The organism is Cecembia sp. (genome assembly GCF_007126775.1).
Lineage (GTDB): Bacteria > Bacteroidota > Bacteroidia > Cytophagales > Cyclobacteriaceae > Cecembia.
On record NZ_SLAP01000201.1, the window covers coordinates 1 to 12,044 of the forward strand.

The 12,044-nt window shown below is 42.6% G+C and carries 7 protein-coding genes; 6 read left to right on the forward strand and 1 reads right to left on the reverse strand.

Translation table 11 applies throughout. From position 1 onward, the window contains the following. Nucleotides 1–14: 14 nt before the first annotated feature. The 4 genes from QZT73_RS13545 to QZT73_RS13560 all read left to right on the forward strand — a co-directional run bounded on the left by QZT73_RS13545 (nt 15) and on the right by QZT73_RS13560 (nt 6,324). Nucleotides 15–605 (forward strand): flavodoxin family protein, encoded by a 591-nt coding sequence (locus tag QZT73_RS13545; RefSeq protein WP_291788653.1) that lies wholly within the window; start codon nt 15–17, stop codon nt 603–605. Nucleotides 606–706: 101 nt separating this feature from the next. Beyond that, entirely contained in the window at nt 707–3,424 is a 2,718-nt protein-coding gene (locus tag QZT73_RS13550; RefSeq protein WP_291788656.1) for a PSD1 and planctomycete cytochrome C domain-containing protein, read from the forward strand. A 1-nt stretch (nt 3,425) separates the two neighbouring features. Further along, nucleotides 3,426–4,925, forward strand: coding sequence for a DUF1501 domain-containing protein (locus tag QZT73_RS13555; protein ID WP_291777149.1), 1,500 nt, complete (start codon nt 3,426–3,428; stop codon nt 4,923–4,925). Nucleotides 4,926–4,929: 4 nt separating this feature from the next. Beyond that, nucleotides 4,930–6,324 (forward strand): c-type cytochrome domain-containing protein, encoded by a 1,395-nt coding sequence (locus QZT73_RS13560; RefSeq protein ID WP_291788661.1) that lies wholly within the window; start codon nt 4,930–4,932, stop codon nt 6,322–6,324. Between the two features lie 167 nt (nt 6,325–6,491). Here the strand turns inward: QZT73_RS13560 and QZT73_RS13565 are convergent, their stop codons facing one another. Further along, a complete protein-coding gene (locus QZT73_RS13565; protein ID WP_291777143.1) occupies nt 6,492–7,802 on the reverse strand; it encodes a DUF2254 domain-containing protein in 1,311 nt (436 codons plus the stop codon). 238 nt (nt 7,803–8,040) lie between these two features. On the opposite strand from QZT73_RS13565, the gene QZT73_RS13570 reads away from it, so the two are divergent. Both QZT73_RS13570 and QZT73_RS13575 read left to right on the forward strand, forming a co-directional pair. Next, a complete protein-coding gene (locus QZT73_RS13570) occupies nt 8,041–9,384 on the forward strand; it encodes a DUF418 domain-containing protein (RefSeq protein ID WP_291788664.1) in 1,344 nt (447 codons plus the stop codon). A gap of 167 nt (nt 9,385–9,551) precedes the next feature. Continuing rightward, a partial coding sequence (locus QZT73_RS13575) for a PDZ domain-containing protein (protein ID WP_291788666.1) occupies nt 9,552–12,044 on the forward strand: 2,493 nt, incomplete at its 3' end.

Genomic DNA, 12,044 nt, shown 5'->3' on the forward strand with positions numbered 1-12,044 from the left:
AGAGAATTTAGATAATGATTGATTTTCGGCTTCTAAAAGTATGGGCGATTTTAGCAATGATTTTGGGTTTCTCCCAAAATATCCTCGCCCAATCTCCCCCCACCATCCTGATCACCTACCACTCCGAATCCGGTAAAACCCAAGCCATGGCCGAGGCAGTGGCAAAAGGAGTAGCCGAAGTCCAAGGAGTAGTTTATATTCTCAAGCCTGTATCGCAAGTTACCAAAGAGGAAATACTGAAAGTCTCGGCTATTATCCTAGGATCCCCAGTGTACAATGCCAATATGACCCCACAGGTGCAGGAGTTTATCAATTCCTGGCCCTTTGAAGGTAGACCTTTAAAAGATAAGATTGGAGCGGTTTTCGTCACGGGTGGAGGGTTTTCTATAGGAGAAGAGGCTACGATGTTTGCCATAATCCGTTCCATGATGATCCATGGATTGATCATAGTCGGAGGGGATGATTTGGAAGCTGCTTTTGGGGCATCGGCAATCACAGGGGAAGGTGATTTTGCCAATAAAGAAGTGCAGGAGATTTTTTTAAAGAAGGCAAAGGGACTGGGGCAAAGAGTGGGGGAGATGACTTTGAAATATAAACCCTACTAAGCAACCGATAAAACCATTAGATATTTTTTTATCGCTGTCAAAAGGTTGATGTTCTTGACTTTCAGGGATTATTTTAAGACATTTCTTCTTAATTGACCCTCATGAAAAATATTTTATTCATCCTTTCTTCCATTTTACTCATTGTTCTGATCATATTTTTTTCCAGAAAAGAGGAAACTGTGGGTTTCAGTACAGATGTCAAACCTATCCTCAATAAACACTGTATTTCATGCCATGGAGGAGTGAAGAAGAACGGAGGCTTTAGCCTACTCTTTGAAAATGAGGCATTTGCTGTGAATGATTCAGGTTTTCCGGCCATCATTAAAGGGAACCCCAATCAAAGCGAGTTGATCAAAAGGGTGTTGGAACATGATCCTGAATTGAGAATGCCTTATAACAGGCCGGCATTAACCCAAGATGAAATTGATATATTGAAAAAGTGGATCAAGCAAGGTGCCAAATGGGGGGAGCATTGGGCATATGTACCAGTTCAGGAAGCCAAAATCCCCCAAACTGTCAAAGGTTTTGAAAAGCAGATCGGGGAATCAGAGGTACACATTCTTGATAAATTTGTCTTTCAAAACTTAATGTCACAGGGGCTTAAGCCTTCCCATGAAGCGGATCACATGCAATTGTTGAGGAGACTTTCACTGGATATTACAGGGCTTCCACCTTCCAAAGATTTGGTAGATAAATGGAAAGCTGATCAGATTAACTATGAGCACTTGGTGGATCATTTATTGGACTCACCAACCTATGGCGAAAAATGGGCCTCCTGGTGGCTGGATTTGGCCCGCTATGCAGACACCAAAGGTTATGAAAGGGACCAATCCAGGACCATCTGGCCATACCGGGATTGGGTCATCAAAGCCTTCAATCAGGACATGCCTTTTGACCAATTTACCATGGAGCAACTGGCAGGTGACCTTTTGCCTAATCCTACACATGACCAATTCATAGCCACAGCGTTTCATCGAAATACCATGAACAACGATGAGGGTGGAACCGAGGATGAGGAATTCCGGGTAGCGGCAGTATTGGATCGGGTCAACACTACCTATGAAGTCTGGCAAAGTACTACCATGGCCTGTGTGCAATGCCATAGCCATCCTTATGATCCTTTTGTACATGAAGATTTTTTCCGTTCCATGGCATTTTTTAACAATTCACGGGATGAGGATACTACCGATGAGGAACCCAAAATCCGACTTTATGAAACAGATGATGAGCTAAAGCTCCATCAAATCAGGTCTTGGTTGCAAGAAAATGCGGTATCAGAGCAAACCAAGGCATATATGGAATTTTTGACTTTCCAGGAGCCAAAATACCATGCACACTTAGCCACAGATTTTATCAATGGAGAGTTGATCGATACCAAATGGTTGGGTTTATGGCCCAAGGGTTCTGCTTACCTCAAGAATGTCTATACAGGGGGAGCAGACCGGATGCTTTTGAATTACTGGTCATCATATGATGGTACCAAAATGACCATTAGAAAGGGAGGGCCGCAAGGAGATGTGCTGAGCGAATTTACCATCGACCGGACAGGGGCTATCACGAGAAGCATTCCATTCAAACCCATATTTGAAAAAGTTGATCTGTATATCCATGCAGAAAATCCAGGACTTGCCGCACAACAGTCCACGGCAGCGATCAGTTGGTTTGCTTTTATTTCTGAAATCCCAGGAGACCAAAGCGACGCACATCAAAAGGTCAAGGACAGTTTCCATGACCTGCTTAACAATAGGCCTCTGACAGTTCCGATTATGATAGAGAACCCTTCCTTTATGCAAAGACAAACGCATGTGTTTGAAAGGGGAAATTGGATGCTGCATGGGGAGGAAGTCCAAGCCATTACGCCTGAATCCCTGAACCCCTGGAAAGAGGAATGGCCTCAAAACAGAATGGGCTTTGGACTTTGGCTGACAGACAAAGATAACCCACTTACTGCCAGGACTGCTGTCAATAGGATTTGGGACCAACTGTTTGGAAGTGGACTGGTCAGTACCTTAGAAGATATGGGGACCCAATCCGACCCACCAGTTCAAAAAGAATTGCTTGACTATTTAGCATGGGAATTGATGCATACGCATCAGTGGAGCCTCAAAGCCTTGATCAAAGAAATCGTACTCTCCCATACATATAGACAGGCTTCATCCATCAGTCCACAGCAAATGGCCATGGATCCGGAAAATCGTTGGCTTGCGAGAGGCCCAAGGTTTAGATTAGGGGCCGAAACCATTCGGGACCAGGCCCTGTTTGTTGCTGGTTTATTGAGTGATAAGATGTATGGGAAAAGCGTCATGCCACCCCAGCCGGATGGTATTTGGCAAACGGTATACAGCGGGGAATATTGGAAAGAAAGTGAAGGGGAAGACAGGTTCAGAAGAGGGATATACACTTACCTGAAAAGGACTAGCCCATATCCTTCTTTTATCAGTTTTGATGCAGGAAGCAGAGAAGTCTGTCAAGGCAAAAGAATTGTTACCAATACACCATTGCAAGCTTTGGTTACGTTAAACGATCCGGTATTTTTTGAGGCGGCAGTAGCTTTGGGAAAGAAAATGTTGGATGTAAATCCCACTGATCCCGGAAAAGCAATCGCAGAAGTCTATGAGCAGATGCTTTTTCAAAAGCTTTCTTTGGAAAAACAAAAGGCCTTGGTGCGGCTGTATGAGGAGGCTCTTGATGAATTTGATTATGAAAAATCCCCTCTGCTACCTTCTGACCTGCCGCTTGCCCAAAGAAAAAGCTGGGGAGCTTATACCGTGGTGGGAAATGCCTTATTGAATTTAGATGAGTTTTTAACCAAACCATAACATGAAGGGACTGGATAAATTACTGAGTGAACTGGAATTGCAGCAACTCCAAAAGCAAACAAGGAGGCATTTTCTAATGGATTGCGTGAGCAAGATGGGAGGTCTGGCTCTTTTTCCGTTGCTAAATGCCTGTCAACCTGATTCAGGAAAGCATAGCCTAAATTTATCTGAAAGGGATTTGAACCCCTTGGCTTCTCTTGCGCCTCCATTTATTCCAAAAGTCAAGTCAGTCATTTACCTCCACATGGCAGGTGCTCCTTCTCAGTTGGAATTGTTTGACTACAAACCCGAACTGGTCAAATACAATAATCAGCCCTGTCCCGAATCCATGTTGGAAGGAAGGAAATTTGCCTTTATCCGTGGTGTCCCTAATTTACTGGGGCCTGTAGCTAAGTTTCAACAACATGGTCAATCCGGTGCTTGGGTATCGGATTTTCTCCCACATTTTTCCAAAATAGTTGATGAAGTAGCATTCTTAAAGGCTGTTCATACCGATCAATTTAATCATGGACCTGCCCAACTCTTTATGCATACTGGCAGCCCAAGATTGGGAAGGCCGAGTTTGGGAAGTTGGGTAACTTATGGGTTGGGAACGGAAAACCAAAACTTACCTGGATTTGTGGTCTTGACTTCAGGAGGAAAAACGCCTGATGCTGGAAAGAGTGTCTGGGGAAGCGGATTTTTGCCTTCGGTTTATCAGGGCGTTCAGTGCAGGTCTAAAGGAGATCCAGTGCTCTATCTAAATGATCCCGAAGGGATCAACAGGAGCCTGAAAGGCAAAATCATTAATGCCATCAATCAGGTTAATAAGGAAGAATTTGCAGCTGTAGGTGATCCGGAAATTTTGGCCAGAATCAACCAATATGAAATGGCCTACAGGATGCAGCTGGATGTACCTGAAATCATGAATATCAACGATGAACCGGATTATATTCATGAACTGTATGGGACCCTACCAGGGGAGGAAGCCTTTGCCAATAATTGTCTTTTGGCCAGAAAACTGGTAGAGAAAGGAGTGCGTTTTGTACAGTTGTACGATTGGGGTTGGGACAGCCATGGAACGGAAAAAGATACCGCACTGGACCTGGGTTTTAGGAACAAATGCAGAGAAATAGACAGACCCATGTCCGCTCTGATTTTGGATCTTAAGCAGCGTGGCTTATTAGAGGATACATTGGTGGTGTGGGGAGGAGAATTCGGGAGAACTCCGATGCAGGAAAACAGAGAAGGGAAAACCATGGGTTTCAAGGGGAGGGATCACCATGTAGATGCCTTTACCATGTGGATGGCAGGGGGAGGGATTAAAAAAGGAACCTCTTTTGGTAAGACAGATGATTTGGGTTTTTCGGGTATTGAAGGGAGGGTGTCCGTTCATGATATCCATGCTACTATACTCCATCTTTTGGGATTTGATCATGAAAAGTTCACCTATGATTTCCAGGGAAGACCTTTCAGGTTGACCGATGTAGAAGGGGAAATCATCAAAGAAATTTTGGTCTGAGTTTATGGATTTTATTTTCTCCCTTTTTGGTCGTTTTCACCCTGTATTGGTTCATTTACCCATTGGTTTTTTGATCCTTGGCAGTATTCTGGTTTTTTATGCTAAAAAAGAGGGTGAAGAATTTCTTCCAGCGATCAGAATAGCTTTCTTCTGGGGGACTATAGCGGCTCTATTTTCCGTGGCCTCTGGAATTATATTATACCTCAGAGAAGGTTACAGCTTCAATACGGTGAGCAAACACCTGATTTTGGGCCTTTTGACCACATTACTTTCCCTGGGGTTTTATTTGTATCTGAAGGATAAGGTTAAGTTCATTGATTCAAAAGTCAGGGGGATGTCAATAGGTTTGGTGTTTATTTTAATGCTCACTGGACATTTTGGAGGGGAATTGACCCATGGATCGGAGTACTTTACAGAAGTGATACCCGATCGATTTCAGGGGTTGTTGGGGATTTCGAAGTCTGCAGAGGTATCTAAGATCAGTTTGGACGAGCAGCACTGGGGAGAGGCCATTTTTTACCAAGATGTCATCCATCCCATACTTTCCCAAAACTGTAACTCTTGCCATAATGAAAAAAACAGGAAAGGGGAGTTGGTCCTCAGTAGCCCTGAAATGATGGAAAAAGGAGGAAAAAGCGGGAGAGTTTTGGACCATCGGTCACCTTTGGAGAGTACCCTATTGGCAAGGATGTTATTGCCTTTGGAAGACAAGGAACATATGCCGCCCAAGGATAAAAGACAGCCTTCCAAGCAGGAAGTGGCTTTGATCCATAAATGGCTGGAAAGCGGTGCTTCCTTTGAGCTGAGTTTGGCAAAGGCTGGAGTAGAGAAGGAAATGATCCATATGTATTTCCCGGAAGAAAAGGATGTTTTCTTTCCAGAAACAGCGCTAAGCCAATTATCGGAGGATATATTGATGCCTTTTAGAAAATCAGGCCTTTTGGTAGCGCCCATCAGTCAGGAGTCCCCTTTGTTGAAAATCAATGCCATCAATTTTTCTGCTAACCAAAAGCTGAAATTTAAGGATTTCCAAGCCATTGCTTCACATATTGCCTACTTGGATATCAGCGGCACCGATCAGGATGATACTGTTTGGAATGATTTGATGGTATTTGAAAATCTGACGGTATTAAAGATAAATCGGGTTAATATTGAAGGGAAGGGAATAGAGGCCTTACATCAATTGAAAAATCTCAAAAGATTATACCTGAATTACTCTGATCTCCAACTTTCTAATCTGTTGGCATTAGCAGATCATCCTTCCCTTGAAGGTATATTTTTTTATGCTACTCCAGCCTCCAAAGACATTAACTCTGATGAAATTGCGAGGTTTTTGGCAAGATTGGAATATGGGGGGTATGAGTTGCCTGTGTTATCTTCGGATACTGTGGTGTATTAGATCAAGTTTAGAAATTTGATTTAATTTCACTTGATCCCATAAAAACCAAATATAATTCTACTACGTGTAAGATTAAGGATACTCAGATTATTTTATCTGATATTTTCTTTCTAGTCCATAATGGATAATAAATGCGGGTACCTAAAAATGTTCTTAAAACAAATCACTTAAAATTGAAGTATTTTTTCCGCTCTTTTTTTCAAATCCAAAAGGTCATTTTCCTCTTTCATGGTTTCTTTACCCATTCTATAAACCATCTCAGCATGCTTGATCACTGCTTTTTTATGGGACTCTTTTTTGGTAAACTTTAAAATGGTTGTAAGTGCTTCCATCAATCTGATGATTACTGCGGTACTTCCCTCTGAAAATTGTCTGATTTGATTGAAAGCAGCGGCCAAAACTCCTTCAAAATCCAAAACATCTGAAATTATCCTGAGCTTACCATCATCATCTACCCGATATTTGGATGGGAATTTTGCATCTGCCAGATAAGACATTATGCCTGTTAGGTTATCAACACAGGCAATGGCAGTAAAGGGGTCATTTATACCCGGAGAAAGTGCTCTTGAAGCAATTTCTACCATTTGGTGGATAGAAAACTCCAAATCCTGTTGGGAAGTCTTGGTTTTTCCGATGACGAACTGATCCAGGATTTTTTCCAAATCCCCTTCTTTCCATTCCTGGTTTGAATAGATTATCCCTAGCTCTCCACCTTTCACTAAAAAACTTCCCGGTCTGTGATGTAATTTTAAAAGAGAATCACTTTCTGTTACGATTTCCATCAAGGTTTCACTGTCGATGTATTGAATATATCCACCCTTTAAGGATTTAAGAGGGATTTTTTTTTGATAAGATGAATAATCAGCCTCTTCTTTCAAATTTTGTTCTTCTTTAAACTCATTTCCCATTTCCTCAGGGAAAAGCTCCCCAACCTGCTTGGATAACAAATCTGAAATATCAGCTATAATCTTGTCAGCTTGGATACTTATGGCAATCTGATGTATAAAAATGATCAATAAAATAATATTGACTACGGCAGCAAAAATGGCCAATAGAATTGAAATAGAGGGAATGAAGGTATAATTGTCACTTTCTTTGATGGCATTAAGGACAAGTAAGCAGTACAAGTAGGTGGAGATATAAGATCCCAGTACAACCTGATTGAGCCGGACGTACATGAAGTTTTTGATCAGCCTTGGGCCAAACTGTGAGGAAGCCAAGGTCAATGCCACAAGCGTGACTGAAAAAACCGTTCCCGCTACACCAATCATCGCACCGGATATTGTAGATAAGATAATTCTTGCCGAGTCGGCACTATTGACAAGGAAGTAGCGAACCCAGCCCTCATGATCAATCGATAAGGAATTATCCAAAATTACCAGCGCAAAGGATAATAAAACAGATACTGAGATAATTAGTACTGGTACAAACCAAAAAGAGGACATCAACTCTTTGTAGAAAAACAGGAGTTTTTTCATGATACATTGAAGTAGTTTAGTCAAAGTTAATTAATTCCTGACCATTTGAAGGCAGGACATTGAAAGGAAATACCGGAGCAGTATTATTCAAGGCTCAACTCTACCTGATCGAAGTGTCAGGCATTTCTCCATTTTTAATTTAGTGTTTCGGATACAAAAAATCACATCATTATGTGATGGCAAAGTCCTTGATTTATAATTACTTTTGGTAGTTGTTCTTCATGTAAACCTTTTTGCCATGCCCCTACAAACCACCACAGAAACCGAATTGGTTGACCATTCCTCAAGTCCATCCGTATTGGTAAATAGGATAGATATCATTGATATCATCCGAGGGGTAGCACTTTTGGGTATTTTGATATTGAATATTCCCTATTTTTCCATGGAGGAATACTTCACAGAACCATGGTCACAAGACACCTCTAATACCAATTTTTGGGTTCATGCCGTCAATGTCATTTTCTTTGAGGGTAAAATGCGGGCTTTGTTTTCCATGATATTTGGCGCGGGAATAGTCCTCTTTACCACTAACAAGGAAAAGGCAGGAAAATCTGCCACTTGGCTGTTTTACAAGCGCATGATTTGGTTGACCCTATTTGGACTTGCCCATGCCCATTTGATTTTATGGTTGGGAGATATTCTTTATTTCTACGGACTGATTGGTATGCTGGCTTTTCTTTTCAGAAAAATGAAGCCCAAGTACCTAGCTCTGGGGGTGCCTATTGTGGCGATTATTGGCTTTGTGGCAAGTACATTATTTATGCAAAATATCAGGGGGGAATATCTGGAAGCCAAAGCAGCTATGGAGAAGCAGGAAGCTGGAGCAGCGCTTGGTGAGAAAGAATTGGAGGCCATAGCAACCTGGGAGGAAACGAGAAAGGAAATGATTCCCAACAAAGAAGAAGTGGTGGAAAACACAGCCCTGATGAAAGGAAGCTATTCCGATGTAGCCGGACATATCCGGCCAAAAGCCTTTGACGGACAGACCAAGTATCTGATTTTTTCTGTATGGGATATGTTGGCCTTGATGCTGTTAGGTATCGCCCTGTATAAATGGGGCTTTCTGACCATGAAATGGACTACTGCCCAGTATATCAAAACCATCTGGATAGGATATGGCATTGGATTACCCTTGGTGATATTTTCCTTTGTGTACAATACCATCCACTTTCCCAATGTGGAAGCAGGACTGAAATACATTGAAGAACATTCCATCATGTGGGTAAATTTGATCTATGATTTCCAAAGGATCCTCATCATGATGGCACATGTGGCTTTGGTGATTGTGCTGTATCAAAAAGGTTACTTTACCAGTTTGATGAATGGTTTAAGGGCTGTGGGACAATTGGCTTTTACCAATTACGTCATGCATTCTGTCATCTGTACTTTGGTCTTTTTCGGCTATGGGCTTAATCAATATGCCGAATGGGAATATTATCAACTGTATTATCTTGTAATCGGTATATGGATTATTCAGTTGATCGTCAGTCCCATTTGGTTGAAATATTTCCTGTTTGGCCCTTTGGAGTGGCTTTGGAGATGCTTGACTTATGGTAGGATACAGCCGTTTTTGAGAAAGTGATCAAGATTCCGATTACTTCTTATTCTCTGAAATCCTACCTGCTGGCATTATTGCGATATAATATTGTCCGGTAGTTTCAAAAACTATTATTCAAAACCGTTGAAAATTGTTTAAATTCAAGATTCATTCAAAAACAAAAAAAATCGCCAATAATTGATTCTTCTACCATGTTTGACAAACTATTCTCCAAAATTTGCTTCAGTTTTTTGTTGATTTTATGGTCGCATCTCACCCTTGATGCCCAAAGCACCCGCCTTTTACAGCAACCGGATATAAGTGAAAACCAAATTGCTTTTGTATATGGTGCTGATGTTTGGTTGAGTGAGATCAATGGGGGAGAAGCCAAAAGACTGACAAGTACAGCTGCCATAGAACGGAATCCCAAGTTTTCTCCAGATGGAAAGCATATAGCCTTTTCTTCTAACCGCACAGGTGCTTATGCAGTGTATGTGGTAGGAGTAGAAGGAGGAAGCCCCAGGCAACTTACCTGGCATCCTGCTGCGGCCAATGTGGTAGGATGGACACCTGATGGCAAACATGTCATTTACGAGTCCAATAGAGATACTGCCCCGGTAGGATATAGCAGACTTTGGAAAGTATCTGTGGATGGTGGTCCTTCGGAATCCTTTAATTTGCCAAGGGGTGTAAGAGCGGCTTATTTGGGAGAGGAGGAGTTGGTCGTCGAGCCTATTTCCCGCTGGGATGTAACCTGGAGGGCTTATCGGGGGGGACAGAATACCCCTTTGCTCATTACCAATCTCAAGGATTTGTCGGAAGCCAAGATTCCCAATGAGCGGACCACAGACGTTCACCCCGTAGTGATTGGAGGGAAAGTATATTTTCTCTCTGATAGGGATTGGGTAAGTAATATCTGGTCTTTTGATCCAAGCAATGCACAATTGGCACAAGAGACGAAATTTGAAGGTTCAGACATCATGTGGCTTTCCGGAAATGGCAGGCAGTTGATTTTTGAAAAAGATGGCTTATTGCATCTTTTTGATCCGCAGACAAAAACTACCAAAGCTTTAGAGATTCATGTCAAAGGAGATTTCCCTTGGGCAGAGGCCCGCTGGGAAAATGTCACATCCCGCGCCACCAATGCCAGTCTTTCCCCCAATGCCAAGAGGATTGTTCTGGAAGCCAGGGGGGAAATCTTCACCGTCCCGGTAGAAGATGGCAGTCCCCGCAACCTAAGCAGGTCCACTGATGTGGCAGACAGGTTGCCGATTTGGTCCCCCAAGGGAGATCAGGTGGCCTGGTTTTCTGATGAGGGAGGAAAAGCTTACCAACTTTTCTTGACTTCTCAGGATGGATTGGGAGAAGTCAGAAAGATCCCGATAGGTGAATCCAAAATGGCATGGGAACCTACCTGGTCACCGGACGGCAAATTTATCGCTTTTGTGGATAATAAAGTTTATGTAAAGATTTTAGAGGTAAGCAGTGGAAATATCCGGATCGTAGATTACGGAGGGGTCAACATAGAAAGGGGCAATATGCGCCTGGAATGGTCGCCGGATTCCAAGTGGCTGTCCTACAGCAAAACCGGACCGAACATGTTCCGCAGGATATATGTGTGGTCAGTGGACAAAAATCAAACCCAACCTGTCACCAATCCATTGGCAGATTCCTTTTCTGCGAGTTGGGATGCCTCTGGCAAATACCTGTATTTTTTGGCGAGCACCAATTTGGCGCTCGGTTCGGGCTGGGCCAATACTTCTGCCATTTCTGCTGAAGCCAAACAGGGAGCTTATCTGATCGTACTTTCAAAAGATGAAAAGACGCCTTTTCCTTTGAAAAGTGATGAGGAAGAACTGGAAAAAACCGAGGATAAAAATGATAAAAAAAATAACGGGGACGTCTCTGTGAAGATTGACTGGGAAGGTTTGGAAGAACGGACCATGGCTTTACCTATTCCGGTCAAGTCGTACAGTTTTGCAATGGCAGGTAAAAAAGGAACGGCCTTTATTGCAGAATCCGGTTCCGGAGGTCCTGGATTGATCTTGCATAAGTTTACCATCGAAGGCAAAAAATTCGAAGAGTTTACCAAAGGGGTAAGTCGGGTGAAAATAGCCCATAATAGGGAAAAGCTACTTTATTTTTCTGCTGGAAATTGGAAGGTAGTTACGGTGGACAAGAATCCAAGTCCCTCGGATGGCCTGGTCAAAATGGAATTGAGGATGGAGCTGGACCGTAAAAAAGAATGGGAACAGATCTTTACCGAAGCTTGGCGCTATGAAAGGGATTATTTCTATGATTCAGCTACCCATGGCAGGGATTGGGATGATGTTTGGGAGCGCTATAATCCTTTGATTCCTTACATCCAACACCGTCAGGACTTGACTTATTTGTTGGATCAATTAAATGGTGAGCTTTCAGTAGGCCACAGTTTTGTATTTGGGGGAGATTTTCCAGCCGTGGATACCTTGGCTACTGGATTATTGGGAGCAGATTATGAAATTGCCAACGGGAAGTGGAGGATCAAGCGGATTTATACGGCTGAGAGTTGGAACCCAAGTCTGAATGCTCCGTTATCTGAACCGGGTTTGAATGTAAAGGTAGGAGATTACCTTTTGGCGGTGAATGGGCAGGAAGTGGATGCCAGCATGGATATTTATGAAGCCTTTAAAGGGACTTCCGGGAAACAGACCTTATTGCATGTA

Coding starts and splice junctions, on each gene's coding strand:
- QZT73_RS13545 (WP_291788653.1), top strand. CDS start 15: ATGATTGATTTTCGGCTTCTAAAAGTATGGGCGATTTTAGCAATGATT.
- QZT73_RS13550 (WP_291788656.1), top strand. CDS start 707: ATGAAAAATATTTTATTCATCCTTTCTTCCATTTTACTCATTGTTCTG.
- QZT73_RS13555 (WP_291777149.1), top strand. CDS start 3,426: ATGAAGGGACTGGATAAATTACTGAGTGAACTGGAATTGCAGCAACTC.
- QZT73_RS13560 (WP_291788661.1), top strand. CDS start 4,930: ATGGATTTTATTTTCTCCCTTTTTGGTCGTTTTCACCCTGTATTGGTT.
- QZT73_RS13565 (WP_291777143.1), bottom strand. CDS start 7,802: ATGAAAAAACTCCTGTTTTTCTACAAAGAGTTGATGTCCTCTTTTTGG.
- QZT73_RS13570 (WP_291788664.1), top strand. CDS start 8,041: ATGCCCCTACAAACCACCACAGAAACCGAATTGGTTGACCATTCCTCA.